Source organism: Streptomyces sp. NPDC002643 (assembly GCF_053592555.1).
Genome location: NZ_JBSFVY010000017.1, coordinates 109921 through 127387 on the forward strand (window position 1 = coordinate 109921; position 17467 = coordinate 127387).

A 17467-nucleotide genomic window follows, 5' to 3' on the forward strand; every position below is an offset into this window, starting at 1 on the left:
GGCAGCCGACCGGTCGGGAGCCCACCGGCAGATGCTCATCGGTAGGCAGCCACCGGCCAGACGACTGGCGAAGGGCGGGCCGACCGGCGGGCAACTGCCGGGCGCGCGTCCGGTCGACGGAAAGCCGGCCAGACCGGGCACCGCCCCGGACCGGAACGGACAGTTCCGCCCGGACCGTTGGCTCCGCCCGGACCGGCTGCCCGAACTGGGCCGTCGGCCCAACCGAGCCAGTCGGCCGGGACGGCAATGTCGGCCCCGGGGGGCTGTCGTTCGGAGCGAGCCACCGGCTCCGGCCGGACTACCGGCTCCGCCAGGACCGTCGGACCTGCCTGGACCGGTTGCCCGTACTGGGCCGTCGGCTCAGCCAAGCCAGTCGGCCGGGACGGCAACGTCGGCCCGGGGGGGGGTGTCGTTCGGAGCGAGCCACCGGCTCCGGCCGGACTACCGGCTCCGCCAGGACCGTCGACCCCGTCGGAACTGTCGGCCCCACCGGGATCGACTGCCGGCACTGGACCGTCGGCCCCGCCGAAGCCGTCAGCTCCGCCCGAGCCCTCAGCCCGCCCGAGCCTTCGATCCGACCGGGCCCTAGGCCCGACCGGACCCTCAGTCCCCCAACCCCCAACCCCCAACCCCCAACCCCCAACCCCCAACCCGTGCCGAATCAACCGTCGCCCCACTGGTCGTGGTGGCACACAAACCGTCCCTTCGTTGGGCTGAACCCGGACGGCCGAAATCCGTCGGCTGTGTTCGGGGGAGGCGGCGGAGGGTGGGCGGGTGGTCCCCATTGGGGAGTGGATCAACCGCCCGGGGCCCTTCTGCGGTAAGGGGAAGGGCCCGCTGGGGCCTCACCGGACGTACCCCCGTCCGGTGAGGTCCCGCACTTCGCGGCACGCCGTGCCAGTGAGCGCGGCATCATGTGACAGGTATCACCGCTCAGGTGTGACGTGCGATTTAGAGGCCCCCCGGAAGCAGCGATAACCTGCGAGACGGACATGCCGCGCGCTCGGACACCGTGTGCGCCTCCCTTGTGACTCTCGGCGGACGTCACGTTGCCCTTCGCGGCACGCCCACGCATCCAACGAACCGCGATCACTGATAGGGACGGAAGCGCGTGGACCTGTTCGAGTACCAGGCGAGGGACCTCTTCGCCAAGCACGGTGTACCGGTGCTGGCCGGTGAAGTCATCGACACGCCTGAGGCGGCGCGCGAGATCACCGAGCGGCTGGGCGGCAAGTCGGTCGTCAAGGCTCAGGTGAAGGTCGGTGGTCGCGGCAAGGCCGGCGGTGTCAAGCTGGCCGCGTCCGCGGACGAGGCCGTCGCCCGTGCGACGGACATCCTCGGCATGGACATCAAGGGCCACACGGTCCACAAGGTGATGATCGCCGAGACCGCTCCGGAGATCGTCGAGGAGTACTACGTCTCCTTCCTCCTCGACCGCACCAACCGCACCTTCCTCTCCATCGCCTCCGTCGAGGGCGGCATGGAGATCGAGGAGGTGGCGGCCACCCGCCCCGAGGCCGTCGCCAAGACCCCGATCGACGCCAACGAGGGTGTGACCCCCGAGGTCGCCCGCCGGATCGTCGCGGACGCGAAGTTCCCGGCCGAGGTCGCCGACAAGGTCGCCGACATCCTGGTCACCCTGTGGAAGACCTTCGTCGCCGAGGACGCCCTCCTCGTCGAGGTCAACCCGCTGGCCAAGGTCGCCTCCGGTGAGGTCATCGCCCTCGACGGCAAGGTCTCCCTGGACGAGAACGCCGAGTTCCGTCAGCCCTCGCACGAGGAGCTCCAGGACAAGGCGTCGGCCAACCCGCTGGAGGCCGCCGCCAAGGAGAAGGGCCTCAACTACGTCAAGCTCGACGGCGAGGTCGGCATCATCGGCAACGGCGCGGGCCTCGTCATGAGCACCCTGGACGTCGTCGCCTACGCCGGTGAGGCGCACGGTGGCGTCAAGCCCGCCAACTTCCTCGACATCGGCGGTGGCGCCTCCGCCGCCGTCATGGCGAACGGCCTGGAGATCATCCTCGGCGACCCGGACGTCAAGTCCGTCTTCGTCAACGTCTTCGGCGGCATCACCGCCTGCGACGAGGTCGCCAACGGCATCGTGCAGGCGCTGCAGCTGCTCAAGGACAAGGGCGAGGAAGTCACCAAGCCCCTCGTCGTCCGTCTCGACGGCAACAACGCCGAGCTGGGTCGCAAGATCCTCTCCGACGCCAACCACCCCCTGGTGCAGCGCGTCGACACCATGGACGGCGCGGCCGACAAGGCCGCCGAGCTGGCCGCGGCCAAGTAAGGGACGAGGGAAACCACAGCCATGGCTATCTTCCTCAACAAGGACTCCAAGGTCATCGTCCAGGGCATGACCGGTGCCACGGGCATGAAGCACACCAAGCTCATGCTGGCCGACGGCACGAACATCGTCGGTGGCGTGAACCCCCGCAAGGCGGGCACGACGGTCGACGTCGACGGCACCGAGATCCCGGTCTTCGGCACCGTCGCCGAGGCGATCGAGAAGACGGGCGCCAACGTATCCGTCCTCTTCGTACCGCCGGCCTTCGCCAAGGCCGCCGTCGTCGAGGCGATCGACGCCGAGATCCCCCTCGCGGTCGTCATCACCGAGGGCATCGCGGTCCACGACTCCGCCGCGTTCTACGCGTACGCCGTGGAGAAGGGCAACAAGACCCGCCTCATCGGCCCCAACTGCCCGGGTCTGATCACCCCCGGTCAGTCGAACGCCGGCATCATCCCCGGGGACATCACCAAGCCGGGCCGTATCGGTCTCGTCTCGAAGTCCGGCACGCTGACGTACCAGATGATGTACGAGCTGCGTGACATCGGCTTCTCGTCGGCCGTCGGCATCGGTGGCGACCCGGTCATCGGTACGACGCACATCGACGCGCTCGCCGCGTTCGAGGCCGACCCCGACACCGACCTGATCGTGATGATCGGTGAGATCGGTGGCGACGCCGAGGAGCGGGCCGCGGACTTCATCAAGGCGAACGTGAAGAAGCCGGTCGTCGGTTACGTCGCGGGCTTCACCGCGCCCGAGGGCAAGACCATGGGCCACGCCGGCGCCATCGTCTCCGGCTCCTCCGGTACGGCCGCCGCGAAGAAGGAGGCCCTTGAGGCCGCCGGTGTCAAGGTCGGCAAGACCCCGACCGAGACGGCCAAGCTGGCGCGCGAGATCCTGGGCGGCTGAATCTCCCTGGTCGACCTGGTCGACCTGGTCGACGGACGGGCCCGTACCCCTTGGTGGGTACGGGCCCGTCCCTGTTGATCAGTGGGCCTTCGTTGTCGATCACTGGGCCTCCGTTGGTCAGCGGGCCTCCGGACGCAGCCGACCGGGGCCCGCCGCCGCGTCCGATCTCAGCTTGGCGCGGAGGGCTTGTTCGTACGCGGAGAGAGGGCCGGGGACCGGCTTCGGGGGAAGGCCCTGGACGGGGGTGCCCTGGGGGACCGGGGGCTCATAGGGGCCGGGGGCCGTGCGGAGGGCCAGGGCGGTGGTGGTGAGCAGGACGGCGGTGAGGGCGAGGGCGGCGTGGGTCCAGCGCCGGGCGCGGAGGTCGGCCCGGGCCCGGAGCACGACCGGTGTGGTGGGTCCGGGGTGGACTTCGAGCGGGAGTTCGGCCAGGAGGCGATGCAGCGCGTCGGGGGAGAGCGGCTCCGGGAGGTGCGTCAGGACGGTCTCCCTGGCGTACATCAGGCGGCCCGCCGCCGCAGGCGTGCTCGCCTCCGTCTCGGCCGCCGTCTCCGGGAGATCCATGCCCAGGCCGTCGTAGAGGACCAGGGTGCGGCGGTACGGGGGCGGCAGTTTCAGGAGTACGTCGAGGAGGGCGCGGCCCGTCGGGTCGGCGGGGCCGGGTTCCGGGCGGCCGAACGGCGAGGGGAGACGGGGGCGCAGCCGCCGCCACGGGCAGAGGGCGACATCATGTGCCGCCGCCCGCACCCACCCGGCCGGGTCACGGTCCACCGCCACTTCGGGCCAGCGCTGCCAGGCGAGGTGGAACGCCCGCTCCACCGCGTCACGGGCGAGCCGCCGCCGTCCGGTGAGGAGATACGCCTGCTGTACGAGGCTGGGGGCGCAGTGGGCGTAGAGGGCGTCGAAGGCTTGGGCGGGGGTGAGAGGGGGAGGTCCGCCGGAGTCGGGGGCGGGGTCTGTGCAGAGGGGCTGCTGGTACCACTCGGGGGTCTCGGGGGTCTCGGGGGTCTCGTGGGGCGAATCCCGTCCCGCCTCCCGGTTGAAGGACCTTCGCACGAAAAAGCCCATAAGTGCATAGTGGGCGACACGTGCGTGAAACCACTGTTACGCCGGTAAAGCGCGTGTCGTTGGGAGCATGGCCGACGTGACGCACGCGACCGACTCGAACGACCCGACAGCCGCGACGGACGACACCTCCGAGCACCACGCCGAGCAGCATGCCGGGCACCATGCCGGTGACCGTCGGACCACCCGCCACCGAAGCGCACGCGGCCGGTCGACGCGGTCGCTGTCTCTGCCCCTGTCGCTGTCGTCACGGTTCGGCCGGTCGCGGGGGCGGTCGTCGAAGGTGGTCGCGGGGGCGTTGAGCGGGGCGCTGGCGGCGGGGCTCGGGCTGGGGGCGTTCGCCGTGCTGGTGATGATGCTGTGGATCAGTTCGCCGTATCCGGACAGCGGGCCGGGCGGGGCGCTGCGGGTGGCGGCGGCGCTCTGGCTGCTGTCGCACGGCGTGGAGCTGATCCGCACGGACACGCTCTCCGGAGACCCCGCCCCGATGGGCCTCGTCCCTCTGCTGCTTCTCGCCCTGCCGGTGGTACTGCTGCACAGGTCGGCCCGCGACCACATGGACGACGGCTTCGGGGCGGGGGCCCGTACGACCTGGGCCGGAATCGTCGCCGGGTACTCGGCGGTCGGCGGGGCGGTCACGTTGTACGCCTCCGGTGGTGTGCTGCGGCCGTCGTGGGCGTGGGCGGTGGTCTGCGTACCGCTGCTCGCGGCGCTCGCGGCGGGTTCGGGGGTGTGGGCCGCGTACGGGCGCCCCCGCGTGCCACTGCCCGCGCTCCTCGGGGGCGCCCCCCGGACGGTGGGGCGCCGACGGGTTCTGGTGGCCGCCGGGCGGGCCGCCGGGGCGGGGGTGCTGATGCTGGTCGGGGGTGGCGCCCTGGTGGTCGGGGTGTCGCTGGTGTGGCACGGCGGGGCCGTCCGCGAGGCGTTTCCACAGCTCACCGAGGGGTTGTCGGGGCGGTTCGCCGTACTGCTGCTGTGTCTGGCGCTGGTGCCCAACGCGGCGGTGTGGGGGGCGGCCTACGCACTCGGCCCCGGGTTCGTCCTGGGTGCCGGGCAGGTGGTCGGGCCCTTGTCGGGGGCGGCGCCGACGACCGACCTGCCACCGTTCCCGCTGCTCGCGGCGGTGCCGGCGGGGGAGGCCACGCCGGTGATGTGGGTGGTGGGTGCGGTGCCGCTGGTGGCGGGGGCGACGGTGGGCTGGTTCACGGCCGCCCGGGCCGCCGCCGAGCGCGGGGCGCCCTGGTCGTTCGGCCGCACCACCACGACGACCCTCCTGGCCGCCGCCCTCACCGCCACGACCACCGCCGCCCTGACCTTCCTGGCCACCGGCCCCCTGGGCACCTCCGCCCTCACCCACATCGGTCCCGTCTGGTGGCAGACGGGCGCCGCGACGGGGGTCTGGACCGCAGTGGTGGGGGTACCGGTCGCCTGGGTGGGGCGCTGGTGGCGCGCACGGGTGCGGAGGGCGCGCGCAGCGGAGCGCGTCCGGCGGGGCGGACAGAGGGGGCGTACGGCTGCGGGGCCGGCCGGGACGGGCGAGCGGCCGAGGGCCACGGCGGACGCCGTGCGCTCGCGCGGGCGGAGGGAAGCGGGGGTTCCGGGGGCCTGGCGGGGCGAGGGGAGAAGAGCCGAGGCCAAGGGGGCTCGCTCGGCCGGGCAGAAGAAGAGGGCGGAGGAGGGCGCTCGGGGGAGTGGGCGGAAGGGGAGTCTGTCGGGAGGGTGGCGGGGGAGCGCGGCGGAGGGGGCGCGGCGGGGTGTCGCGGTGGGCGACGGCCGAAACGGGGCTGCGGCGGAGGGTGCCCAGGCGCGTCAGGGGAAGCGGGGCGGCGAGGGCAGGTTCCGGTGGCCGAAGTGGAGGGCGAAGCGGAACGGGGAGGGGAGGGCGACCGGGCGTGGGGTGCTGCGGGGGCCGACGGAGGCGGTAGCGCCGGGGGCGAGCGGGCGATGGAGGGCTGAGACGGGAGGGCTGGGGGCTGAGACGGAGTGGTTGGTGGGTGAGGCCGGGCAGGCGGGGCGCGAGGCTGGGCGGCCGGCGGGTGAGGCCGGACGCTGGGTGGCTGAGCCTGGGCGGTTGGGGGGTGGTACGCGGCGGTTGGCAGGCGAGACCGGTCGGTTGGCAGGCGAGACCGTGGCCGACATGTTGCTGCGGAGGGCTCAGGAGGGGACGGGCGCGGGTGAACCGGGGGCGAGCCGGGGTGGGATGAGGGCAGCTGGGGCCGAGGTCCCTTTGCCGGAGCTGGAGTCGCAGCAGGAGTGGCTGCCTGAGCCGAAGTGGGGGCAGGGCTCGGAGCAGAACCGGAAGCCGGAGCCGCCGCTGAAGCCAAAGCGGGCGCTGGGCTCGGAGGTGAGGCCAGGGCCGGAGTTGGAGCCGGGGAGAGAGCAGAAGCTGAACCGGGAGCGCGAGCGGGAGTGGGCGCTGAGGCCCGAGCCGGAGCCGAGGCGGCAGCCGGGGGCAGGGGCGCAGCCGGGGGCGGCCGACGCCGAGTCGAGTCGTCGGCGCCCGGGGTCCGCCCCGCTCCTCGAACCGGATGACACCGAGTCCGCCCCCACCCCACCCCCCGCTTGGGACCTGACCACCCGCGAGGCCCGCTGGGCCGCCTTGCGCGAGATCACCTCGACGACGAGGGGCGAATCGGCCACGGGCGAACCGCGTGCCGGTGGGCCCCCTGACGGCGCCCAACCCCAGCGGTCCTAAGCCCCGCCCCGGCACCCCCTACTGCGTATTCCCCAGCAGCTCCCGTACCGGCCCCTCCGGCAGGAGGTTCTTGCAGGACTTTTCCGAAGCCGTGGTCAGGGCGTCGTTCACGCATGTGTAGTAGTCGCGGTAGACGAACTGCGTCGTGAAGGTGGCGGCGACCATGGCGAGGGCCAGGGACGAGGTCACCAGGCCGCTGATGGCCGCCGTCTTCTGGGGCCGGCCGCCCGCCTCGGGCGGCATCGGCCGTGCCGGGTCCGGCGTCCGCGGCTTCGCCCGTAGGGAGCTGATCGCCCAGTACATCGCCAGCGCACCCAGCAGCAGGGCGACGTACGGCCAGGCGAACAGCGCGAAGAAGAAGGCCCACATACCGGCGAGGAGCGCGTACCGCGCGCGCCGCTGGGCCGGGTCCGTCGGGTCCCAGCGCATCCCCGTACCGGGACCGCCGCCCTCGGGGCCCTGCCCCGGTCCACCCGGTCCACCCGGGCCGCCCTGCTGTCCACCGGGCCGCTCACCGAAGTGCCCACCCGTCGCACGACCGGGCTGCCGGTCACTCCACTGACTGCCCCACGGCGAATGCCCGCCACCGGAACCGCCGTCACCCCCCTGCCCACCGGCGGGTCGACGCGGCTGCCACGGCCGGTCCGGCGCCCCCTCCGGCGGCGCCGCGAACGGATTGTCCTCGGAGGAACCGGAGGAACCGGAGGAACCCGAAGAGCCCGGCGGGGGCGTTCCGGCGCCCTGGCCGTCCGTGGTGGCCTGGCCTGCTTCGGGGCGGCCGGACTGCTCGGCGGTGTCCTCGCTCTCGCGCGGAGGCGTGGGGGAGGAGCTCCGCTCGCGCAGCAGGAGCGAAGGGAGGCGGAGGCTGCGGTCCGGCATCAGGAGTGCGTCTTCCCCTTGGTGAGACGGAGTCGGTGCTTGGGGCGGCCGCCGGGATCGGCGGTCACCGCGGGTCCGGCATGAGCGGTGAGTGCGGGTACGGCATGAGCGGTCGGTGCGGGGTACGGCATGGGCGTTCACCGCGATTACGGCGGTGAAATCCACGAATCTACTGGTAGGGCACGAGCTGTCACTTCATGAACGCCCCGTACGACGGCCGCGTTCCCGTGCCGGCTCCTCGCAGACGCTACCTTCCGGCCACGCCCCCGTCCCACGGGGGCCGTCCGGTGTGCCGGTATCGTTGCTGACGGTCGGCCGCTTCGTAGACTTCCCCGTATGGGGGGACGTAAAGCATTCGTATGAATGTACAAACAGTGCGGCGGGCCCCGAACGCCCCGTGTCACCCGTAGAAAGGGCCCCACCGTGGCCGCCAAGCCCGTGGCCAAGCGCCTCGTCGTGCTGGTATCCGGTTCCGGAACCAACCTCCAGGCGTTGTTGGACGCCATCGAGACCACTGGCGGCGGAGCCTACGGCGCCGAGATCGTGGCCGTCGGGGCCGACCGTGACGGTATCGAGGGGCTCGCGCGGGCCGAGCGCGCCGGGCTGCCCACCTTCGTGCGGAAGGTCAAGGACTACGGCAGCCGGGAAGCGTGGGACGAGGCCCTCGCCGAGGCCGTCGCCGCGTACGAGCCCGATCTCGTGGTCTCCGCCGGGTTCATGAAGATCCTGGGGAAGGAGTTCCTCGCCCGGTTCGGCGGGCGCACGGTGAACACACACCCCGCCCTCCTCCCCAGTTTTCCCGGAACCCACGGTGTGCGGGACGCGCTCGCGTACGGCGCCAAGGTGACCGGCTGCACCGTCCACTTCGTCGACGACGGCGTCGACACCGGGCCGATCATCGCTCAGGGCGTGGTCGAGGTCCGGGACGAGGACGACGAGAGCGCTCTGCACGAGCGCATCAAGGAAGTCGAGCGAAGGCTGCTCGTCGATGTCGTGGGGCGGCTCGCCCGCAACGGCTATCGCATTGAGGGACGAAAGGTAGTTATCCAGTGACCGCCGACAGCACTGTCACGCCGGCCGAGAGCAACCAGAGCGGCAACAGCGACGGGAGCGGCAAGCGGGCCATCCGTCGCGCGCTCGTCAGCGTCTACGACAAGACGGGCCTGGAGGACCTCGCGCGCGGTCTGCACGAGGCGGGCGTCGAACTCGTCTCCACCGGCTCCACCGCAGGGCGCATCGCCGCCGCGGGTGTTCCCGTCACCAAGGTCGAGGAGCTGACCGGCTTCCCCGAGTGCCTGGACGGCCGGGTCAAGACCCTGCACCCGCGCGTGCACGCCGGCATCCTCGCCGACCTGCGGCTGGAGAGCCACCGCCGGCAGCTCGACGAGCTGGGCGTGGCGCCCTTCGATCTCGTCGTCGTCAACCTCTACCCGTTCGAGGAGACCGTCGCCTCCGGAGCCTCCCCCGACGAGTGCGTGGAGCAGATCGACATCGGCGGCCCGTCCATGGTCCGCGCCGCCGCCAAGAACCACCCGTCCGTGGCGGTCGTCACCAGCCCCGCCCAGTACGCCGACGTCCTCGTGGCGCTCAAGGACGGCGGCTTCGACCTCGCCGCCCGCAAGCGGCTCGCCGCCGAGGCGTTCCGCCACACCGCCGAGTACGACGTGGCGGTCGCCGGCTGGTTCGCGGGCGAGTACGTCGGTGGGGGCGAGGAGTTCCCGGGCTTCATCGGCGTGACGTACCAGCGCAAGCAGGTGCTCCGCTACGGCGAGAACCCGCACCAGCCCGCCGCCCTGTATGTGTTGAACAGCGGCTCCGCCGCGGGGGGAGGCTGCGGTGGCCTCGCCGAGGCCGAGCAGCTGCACGGCAAGGAGATGTCGTACAACAACTACACGGACACGGATGCCGCCCGCCGTGCCGCGTACGACCACACCGAGCCCGCCGTCGCGATCATCAAGCACGCCAACCCGTGCGGCATCGCGATCGGTGCCGATGTGGCCGAGGCGCACCGCAAGGCGCACGCCTGTGACCCGCTCTCCGCGTTCGGCGGTGTGATCGCCGTCAACCGGCCGGTCAGCAAGGAGATGGCCGAGCAGGTCGCCGAGATCTTCACCGAGGTCATCGTCGCGCCCGACTACGAGGAGGGCGCGCTCGAAGCCCTCACCAAGAAGAAGAACATCCGCGTGCTGCGCTGCCCCGAAGCACCGGAGGCGTCCGCCGAGTTCAAGCCCATCGACGGCGGCGGTCTGGCCCAGATCACGGATGTCTTCCAGGCCGAGGGCGACGACCCCGCCAACTGGACCCTCGCGACCGGCGACGCCCTCGACGCCGACGAGCTCCAGCAGCTCGCCTTCGCCTGGCGTGCCTGCCGGGCCGTCAAGTCCAACGCGATCCTCCTCGCCAAGGACGGTGCCTCGGTCGGCGTCGGGATGGGGCAGGTCAACCGCGTGGACTCCTGCAAGCTGGCCGTGGAGCGGGCCGGTGAGGAGCGGGCGCGCGGCTCGTACTGCGCCTCGGACGCGTTCTTCCCGTTCCCGGACAACATCGATGTGCTCGGTGCCGCCGGGATCAAGGCGATCGTCCAGCCGGGTGGTTCCGTCCGTGACGAGCTGGTCGTCGAGGCCGCGCGGAAGGCCGGCATCACGATGTACTTCACGGGGACGCGGCACTTCTTCCACTGAGCCACGACCGTGTGAGCGCGTGAAGCGGTACGTGAACGAACAGCGAGGGCCCGCCGGCGCCAACAGCGTCGGCGGGCCCTTCGCCTTTCACCCGTGCGGGGTCGCGCCTCACTCGTGCGGGGTCGCGCCGACGCCCTTCACCCGTCCGGGGGTTGTGCCGGCGCCTGTCACCCGTATGGGGATCACGTCGTCTCGCGCAGCGCCGCCCAGGTGTTGACGCCCACCTGGCCGTCGACCTCCAGGCCCTTCGCGGTCTGGAACTGGCGGACCGCCGCCTCGGTGTCCTCGCCGAACTTGCCGTCCACACCCGAGCCGCCGACGCTGTAGCCGCGCTTGGTGAGCATGCACTGCACCTGGACGACGCGCTGGCCCTCGTCGCCGCGGTCGGTGAGTTCGTTGCCCGAGTAGTACGTGCACTGGGAGATCCAGGCCGGGGTGGTGGGCTTGGTCGCGGTCTTGGTGGGCGTGGGGGTGGGGGTCGTCGCGGTGTCGTCGTCCGAGGAACCGCCCGAGGAGCCACCGGCCTCGGAGCCGTCGGCGCCGCCGGTGGGGGTGGCGTCGGAGGCCTCGGGGGTGGGGTCGGCGGACGGGCTCTTCTCGTCCTCCCCCTTCTTTTTCTTCCCCTTGCCCTTGTCGGAGGTCGGGGAGGGGGACGCCGAGGAACCGGGCAGCGGGGAGGCCGCCTCGCCGTCGGGGGCCGAGGAGGAGGTCGCCGTGGGCGCGGACGCGGCGGCGTCGTCCGCCCCCGACCGGGTGAGCAGATAGGCGCCCCCGGCCACGGCACACACGGCGAGCGCCGCCACGACCGCGAAGTACGGGGCCTTGCGGCGGCGCTTGGCGGAGGCGGAGTCGACGGAGGTGGTCGGGGCGCCGGTCGAGGGAGCCTGCGGGCCGGTTCCGGCTGAGGGAGCCTGCGGGCCGGTTCCGGCCGACGGTCCGAACGCGCCGCCCGGCGCCCCCGGCCCCTGCGCCCCGCCCGGCGCGGCCCCTGCGTACGCGCCGGGCGGTGTCGACATGCCCTGCGGACCGGTTGCCGCTCCGTACGCCCCCGGCGGTGTCGACATCCCCTGCGGACCGGACGGCGTCGGTGGCCCGTAGCCGCCGGGCGGTGTGGGTGCGCCGTACGCCCCCGGTGGCGTCGATATCCCGTAAGCCCCCGGCGGGGTGGCGGGTCCGAAGCCCGGGGTCGGGGTCGGCTTGCTGACGCGCTCGGTGGGTGCGCGGAAGTGGCCGGTCTGGTGGGCGGTGGCGGCGGAGAGCAGCTCGCAGGCCCGACGGCGTTCGATCAGGCGGGAGTTGAGGGGTTCCGGCCAGGGGGCGCCCGAGCCGTGGAAGACTCCCGAGGCCGCTGCGGCCCCGGCGGCTGTCGCGGTCCCGACGAGGCGGTCCGGAGTCGGGCGGCCCGCCGGGTCCTTGGTGAGGCAGGCGGACAGAAGGGCCTCCAACGCCGGGTCGACGGCCCTGACCTCGGCCATCACCTCCGGCTTCGGCTCCTCGAACGCCACCCGGTGCATCACGTCCACCCCGGTCCCGTCGCCGAACGGGGCGTGCCCGGTGACGGCGTACACCAGCGTCCCGGCGAGCGAGAAGACATCGGAGGCGGCGTCGCAGCGGCCGTCGCGCAGATACTCGGGCGACATGTACGCGGGCGTGCCGACCCGGCTTCCGGTGGTGGTGATGGCGCTGCTGTCCACGGCCTGCGAGATGCCGAAGTCGATGACGTGGACGCCGTCGGCGGAGAGCAGCACGTTGGACGGCTTGAGGTCGCGGTGGACGACCCCGGCGGTGGTCAACGCGGCCAGGGCGCGGCCCAGTTCGCCGACCAGGTGCCAGGTGCCCGCCGGTGTCAGGGGGCCGCCCTCGTGGACGGCGTCGGCGAGGTTGAGGCCGGGGAGGTACTGCGTGGCCATCCACAGCAGCTCGGTCCCGTCCTGGTCCTCGAAGCCGGTGCCGAGCAGCTGGGGCGCGTACGGCGTACGGACCCGCTCGTGCACCCTCGCCTCGCGCTGGAAGCGGCGCCGGAACTCGGTGTCCTCCGCGTACTCCGGCCGGATCACCTTCACGGCCGCGAGCCCGGCGCTGTCGTCACCGGGCCGGGCCAGATAGACCCGGCCCATGCCACCGCTGCCCAGCAGGCCCAGTGGTACGTAAGGGCCGAGGCGGCCCGGGTCGTTCGCTCTCAGCGGGGTCGCGCCCGTCTGTTTCAGAGCCGCGTCCCCCGACGCCTTCGAGTACGGCGGCGGCTCGGGCCGCTGGTCCGACATGGGTCCCCCGACTGGTGATCTCTCGTTCCGTGCGTCTTGCTTCGCGCGTCACCTCAACGGTCCTGGGGGCGACGCGAGTTGACGAGAGACTACCGTGCGGGTGACCGGGGCCCGCCGGCTTCGGGACCGGCGGGCCGTGAAGGGCCGTGAAGGTTCGGCGGTGGTCGCGGCGGGGCGCGGGCGACGGAACCGGCGGTTCCGGACCGGCTCGCGGCGGCCGTCGCAGGCCTTGGGGCAACGGTTGCGGCGGGGCCGCGCGGAATGGCCGATACCCCGGTGCAGAGGCTCCCGTTCCGCTGCGAGGCTCAAGTGGTCGACCCACTCGTGGGGGACCACAAGGGATTGCAGGGGGCTGTCATGCGCAAGAGAGTGAGTGGATTACGCCGGGTCGTGGCGGTGGGCGCGGTGCTCGCCGGAGCGGTCGGTACGGGGCTCAGCGGGACGGCGGTGGCCGCGGAGGACTCGGCCGCGGTGGCCTGCTGGTCCGGATACCTGTGCATCCAGCAGCAGCTCGGTTCGCAGGTGCTGATGGTGAGGCAGGGCGAGCAGATGACGTTCAGCCCCGCGGTGCCGGCCACCGAGGTCACCAATATGACGAGCGTCACGTACTGCGTGCTCGGGGGCCTGAACTACGCGCTCCCCTCGGGCGGCACCCAGACCTGGGACAGCACGGTGAGCGCCGTGGCCCCCATGCCTCCGGGCGGGGCCTGCCTGGCGTGAACGGTCTGTCTGGCGTGAACACGAGCGCCTGCCTGCGTGAACACGGGCGCCTGCCCGGCGTTGACGCGCCGAAGGGCCGTGCCCCTTTCGGGGGTACGGCCCTTCGCGTGCGCGGGGTTCGCCGGCTCGGCGGACTCAGTAACGCTGGCGGTTGAACCACTGGCCGGCCTCCTGCTTGCTGCAGAAGACGATGACCAGGATGGCGAGGACAAGGCCGATCAGGGCGAGGAAGTTGGCGGTCAGAAGGCTGATCACGCTGAACAGCGTCACGAACGAGGCGTAGACGATCGCGGAGATCCGGATACCGCCGCCCCCGGTGGAGAACTTCGCCGCGGAGAGGATCGCCCAGGCGGCGAAGCCGAGGGTGAGCACGCCGAAGACGATGAACATTCCGGCGCCGAAGTTCCCGATGGTGTCCGCGTCCTCCGAGGAGATCGTGCTGTCGGTGCTCGCGGCGTCCGACAGATAGTCGGCGAACCAGGCGCTGGCCACCACCAGCGCCACACCGCCGATCGCCTGGAAGCCGCCCAGGACGTACAGCATGATCCGCGCGGCCTTCACACCGCCGGGCATGCTGACGGGCGCGTCCGGGTAGCCGCCGTAGCCCTGGGAGACCGGGGGAGCGGCGGGGTAGCCGTAGCCGGGCTGCTGCTGGGGCGGGGGCTGCGACGGGTAGCCGTAGCCCTGCTGCGCGGGCGGCTGCTGCTGGGGAGCGCCGTAGGGGTTGTTCGGGTCGCCGAAGCTCATGGCGGGGTTTCCTCCGTTGCCTGGTGCGGGGACGCGCGCGGCACGGGTCGGAGGAATGCCCTGGATTCTTTGAAACTGGCCACGCCCCCCGGCAGTGCCCGCGGCACTGTGCCCTCAATCGTTTTATACGCCCGCTCGGATGTCCAGCCACATTGCGGGGAGTGTTGTGCAAGTGCAACACATCCGATCTTGTCGGGCGCCCCGGCGTACGGGCGCCGGTGCGCGCGGACGCGGATGTGCCTCGGGCGGGACCTGATTGGAACCCGGTGCCGGTCATCCGCGAAGATTGGGCCCATGAGCGCCCAGATTCTCGATGGCAAGGCCACCGCAGCCGCGATCAAGTCCGATCTGACCGCCCGCGTGGCGGCGCTGAAGGAGAAAGGCGTCACACCCGGTCTCGGCACGGTCCTGGTCGGGGACGACCCCGGCAGCCAGAAGTACGTGGCGGGCAAGCACCGCGACTGCGCGCAGGTCGGCATCGCCTCCATCCAGCGCGAACTGCCCGCGACCGCCACCCAGGAGGAGATCGAGGCGGTGGTCCGGGAACTCAACGAGGACCCCGCGTGCACCGGCTACATCGTCCAGCTGCCGCTGCCCAAGGGCATCGACGAGAACCGCATCCTCGAACTGATGGACCCGAACAAGGACGCGGACGGCCTCCACCCGATGAACCTCGGGCGCCTCGTCCTGAACGAGCCCGCCCCGCTGCCCTGCACCCCGAACGGCGTCCTCACCCTGCTCCGTCAGTACGGCGTCGAGATCAAGGGCGCCGAGGTCGTGGTCATCGGCCGCGGTGTCACCATCGGCCGCCCCATGCCGCTGCTCCTCACCCGGCGCAGCGAGAACGCGACGGTGACGCAGTGCCACACCGGTACGCGTGATCTGTCGGCCCACCTCAAGAAGGCGGACATCATCATCGCCGCCGCCGGCTCCGCCCACCTCGTCCGGCCCGAGGACGTCAAGCCGGGCGCCGCCGTCCTCGACGTCGGCGTCTCCCGCTCCGCCGACGGCAAGATCGTCGGCGATGTCCACCCCGAGGTCGCCGAGGTCGCCGGCTGGATCTCCCCCAACCCCGGGGGCGTCGGCCCCATGACCCGCGCCCAGTTGCTCGTCAACGTGGTCGAGGCGGCGGAGCGCAGTGTCGGCTGACGGCACCGGCAGCGGGGCCGAGGGGACTTCGGGCAAGCCCGAGGGCCTCTCGGCGAGGGCCGCGCGGAACGGCACGGGGCCCTCGCGGAAGACCGCCGCGCCCGGGGGCGGTACGGCCGACACGCCCGGGGCGGCGGAGCAGTCCGGTACGGCGGAGAAGGCGGGGGCGGCGGAGAGGGTGGGCATGTCGGGGGCGGTTGTCGAGGGGACCGGAGCCGGGGCCGGGGGCGAGGCCGGGACGAGGGGCGTCGCTGATGCGGACACGGCCGTCGATGGAGACGGCCCCACCGGTACGGCCGGTGTCGACGGCGGCACGGTCGGCGCCGATGGTGGCAGGGCCGGTGTCGACGGCGCCGCCTGTGGCACCCGGCGGTTCCCGATGCTCACCCGGGACACCGCGCGGCCCGAGGGCGGTGGCCGGGCGGCGCCGAGGAGCGCGCCGGCCCCCGTACGGCAGTGGCCGATCCTCGTCGTGCTGGCCACGGTGGGGCTCGGCCTGCTGGTCACCGCGTTCGACGCGTTCCGGATCGGCACGATCCTGATCGGTTCGGCGCTGCTCGCCGGGGCCGTACTGCGCTGGTTCGTCAGGGACGTCGGCATGCTCGCGGTCCGCTCCCGCTTCACGGACATGATCACCTACATCGTCCTGGGCACCGCCATCGTGCTCCTCGCGCTCATGGCCCAGCCCGAACCCTGGCTGCAACTCCCCTTCCTCAAGGACATCCTGCACTTCACCGTGAGCGAGGAGACGGGCTGAGCGGCGACCGACGCAAGCGACCGCGGTGAACGGCGGCGGCCCGGACGCGGGACGGCGGCCCGTCCCCTCCCCCGAGTAAGGACGGACCGCCGCCGTGCGATCCACCCTCCTGCACGGAGAACGCGCTGTTCAACATCTGTCAGACCGCTGTGGCACGGAAGTGACCATTCCGCCAAGGTGTCCGCACCGAGCCACGACGCCGACACCCGAACGACACCCCCCGACCCCATACCTCCCCACCCCGGACCTCCCCCCTTCACGCCCTTGTACGTCATGCTCAACGACCCCGCCGCGCCCCCTCGCGAGGTGGCCGCGAACACCACACCGCCGGCATCCGTACCGGTGGGAACCAGCCCGCCCACGCCCGTCGTCACCTGGTCAGACCCCGCCCGAAGCCGAGGAGGCATCCGATGAGCGCCTGGCAGCCGCTGCCGGACGAACTCCCCCCGGAGGTGCGCCACTTCGTCGAGCAGCTGAGGCAGCTCAAGGACCGCACGGGACTCAGTCTGGTCGCGCTCGGCGCGCGCACCGCGTACAGCAAGTCCTCCTGGCAGCGCTACCTCAACGCCACCCAGCCCCCGCCCCGCCAGGCCGTGGTCGCCCTGTGCCGGGTCGCCGGCGAGGACGCCGAACGCTTCGGGGTGCGCTGGGAGCTGGCCGTACGGGCCTGGCCGCGACCGGCCGCGCCCGGGGGCGGGCCGTCGGACGGGGAGGGGGCCTCGGCCCGGTCGCCGGACGGCTCGGGGGCGCGGTCCGAGGCGTACGAGGACGACCCCACGCTGCCCTGGTGGGACGCCCCCGCCGAGGAGACGCCACCCCGTCACCCCGGCCGTCTCGCCCTCTACGCGGCCCTCGCCGTCCTCGCGGTCGTACTCCTGACCGGCCTCGCTGTCCTCGCGGCCGTCACGCTGTCGTGACGGTGGGGGGAATCCTCGACTCGTGTGGCTGCGCATGTGTGGTCGTTGTGTCGATGTGTTGACAAGTTCGAGGATTCGCCCCGTATCCGCTCAACACCAGGGCTAACGTGAGCATTTGGGACGGTCCGGGGCGTCCCGCGCGCCGACCGGTCATTCCGCCCGGCGATCCGGGAGACGGATGGGACACTGGACCACAGACCGGTAGAGGGCGTGCAAAGGCGCACGCCACAGCCCGAAATGCTCCCGCGCGCCCCCTTCCCGGGAACTGACATCCCGACCGGGCGCATCCCAATGGGTAGTCCAGAACGGGGCTTTCGGACAGGGGCCTCGAAGACGGCCTCGGCCCAGGGCACTTGTACGGGCACGGGTACAGGCGTGGGGTACGGGCACGGGGTAC

At 72.4% G+C, this 17467-nt stretch carries 13 protein-coding genes; 9 read left to right on the forward strand and 4 right to left on the reverse strand.

Annotated features, from left to right (window positions below; all coding sequences use genetic code 11):
• Positions 1 to 1111: 1111 nt before the first annotated feature.
• A complete protein-coding gene (gene sucC, locus ACWD4G_RS25645) occupies positions 1112 to 2290 on the forward strand; it encodes an ADP-forming succinate--CoA ligase subunit beta (RefSeq protein ID WP_451297213.1) in 1179 nt (392 codons plus the stop codon).
• A gap of 21 nt (positions 2291 to 2311) precedes the next feature.
• Positions 2312 to 3196: a succinate--CoA ligase subunit alpha gene (sucD, locus tag ACWD4G_RS25650; protein ID WP_451297214.1), complete on the forward strand. Its 885-nt coding sequence runs from the start codon at positions 2312 to 2314 to the stop codon at positions 3194 to 3196.
• 117 nt (positions 3197 to 3313) lie between these two features.
• Here the strand turns inward: sucD and ACWD4G_RS25655 are convergent, their stop codons facing one another.
• On the reverse strand, positions 3314 to 4264 hold the full coding sequence (locus tag ACWD4G_RS25655; protein ID WP_451297216.1) for an RNA polymerase sigma factor: 951 nt from the start codon (positions 4262 to 4264) through the stop codon (positions 3314 to 3316).
• 67 nt (positions 4265 to 4331) lie between these two features.
• Between ACWD4G_RS25655 and ACWD4G_RS25660 the strand changes: the two genes are divergently transcribed.
• A complete protein-coding gene (locus ACWD4G_RS25660; RefSeq protein WP_451297218.1) occupies positions 4332 to 6956 on the forward strand; it encodes a cell division protein PerM in 2625 nt (874 codons plus the stop codon).
• 18 nt (positions 6957 to 6974) lie between these two features.
• On the opposite strand, the gene ACWD4G_RS25665 is transcribed toward ACWD4G_RS25660, so the two are convergent.
• On the reverse strand, positions 6975 to 7835 hold the full coding sequence (locus tag ACWD4G_RS25665; RefSeq protein WP_451297220.1) for a hypothetical protein: 861 nt from the start codon (positions 7833 to 7835) through the stop codon (positions 6975 to 6977).
• 423 nt (positions 7836 to 8258) lie between these two features.
• Between ACWD4G_RS25665 and purN the strand changes: the two genes are divergently transcribed.
• Together purN and purH are read left to right on the forward strand one after the other, a co-directional pair.
• Positions 8259 to 8888: a phosphoribosylglycinamide formyltransferase gene (gene purN, locus ACWD4G_RS25670; protein ID WP_451297222.1), complete on the forward strand. Its 630-nt coding sequence runs from the start codon at positions 8259 to 8261 to the stop codon at positions 8886 to 8888.
• The gene (purH, locus tag ACWD4G_RS25675) at positions 8885 to 10516 is read left to right on the forward strand and encodes a bifunctional phosphoribosylaminoimidazolecarboxamide formyltransferase/IMP cyclohydrolase (protein WP_451297224.1); all 1632 of its coding nucleotides are present in this window, start codon (positions 8885 to 8887) and stop codon (positions 10514 to 10516) included. The genes purN and purH overlap by 4 nt, the downstream gene beginning before the upstream one ends.
• Before the next feature lie 182 nt (positions 10517 to 10698).
• Here the strand turns inward: purH and ACWD4G_RS25680 are convergent, their stop codons facing one another.
• Positions 10699 to 12780 (reverse strand): protein kinase domain-containing protein, encoded by a 2082-nt coding sequence (locus ACWD4G_RS25680; RefSeq protein ID WP_451297226.1) that lies wholly within the window; start codon positions 12778 to 12780, stop codon positions 10699 to 10701.
• Between the two features lie 357 nt (positions 12781 to 13137).
• Here ACWD4G_RS25680 and ACWD4G_RS25685 point away from each other — a divergent pair, with 357 nt between their 5' ends.
• Positions 13138 to 13500 carry a hypothetical protein gene (locus tag ACWD4G_RS25685; RefSeq protein WP_451297228.1) on the forward strand — a complete coding sequence of 121 codons (363 nt, stop codon included), beginning with the start codon at positions 13138 to 13140 and terminating at the stop codon, positions 13498 to 13500.
• A gap of 135 nt (positions 13501 to 13635) precedes the next feature.
• Here ACWD4G_RS25685 and ACWD4G_RS25690 read toward each other — a convergent pair whose 3' ends face one another.
• On the reverse strand, positions 13636 to 14247 hold the full coding sequence (locus ACWD4G_RS25690) for a hypothetical protein (protein ID WP_451297230.1): 612 nt from the start codon (positions 14245 to 14247) through the stop codon (positions 13636 to 13638).
• Positions 14248 to 14541: 294 nt separating this feature from the next.
• Here ACWD4G_RS25690 and ACWD4G_RS25695 point away from each other — a divergent pair, with 294 nt between their 5' ends.
• The 3 genes from ACWD4G_RS25695 (at position 14542) to ACWD4G_RS25705 (ending at position 17070) form a co-directional block, all read left to right on the forward strand.
• A complete protein-coding gene (locus ACWD4G_RS25695) occupies positions 14542 to 15396 on the forward strand; it encodes a bifunctional methylenetetrahydrofolate dehydrogenase/methenyltetrahydrofolate cyclohydrolase (RefSeq protein WP_451297232.1) in 855 nt (284 codons plus the stop codon).
• Between the two features lie 184 nt (positions 15397 to 15580).
• On the forward strand, positions 15581 to 16153 hold the full coding sequence (locus ACWD4G_RS25700; RefSeq protein ID WP_451297406.1) for a DUF3017 domain-containing protein: 573 nt from the start codon (positions 15581 to 15583) through the stop codon (positions 16151 to 16153).
• 410 nt (positions 16154 to 16563) lie between these two features.
• A complete protein-coding gene (locus ACWD4G_RS25705) occupies positions 16564 to 17070 on the forward strand; it encodes a helix-turn-helix domain-containing protein (protein ID WP_451297234.1) in 507 nt (168 codons plus the stop codon).
• Positions 17071 to 17467 lie beyond the last annotated feature (397 nt).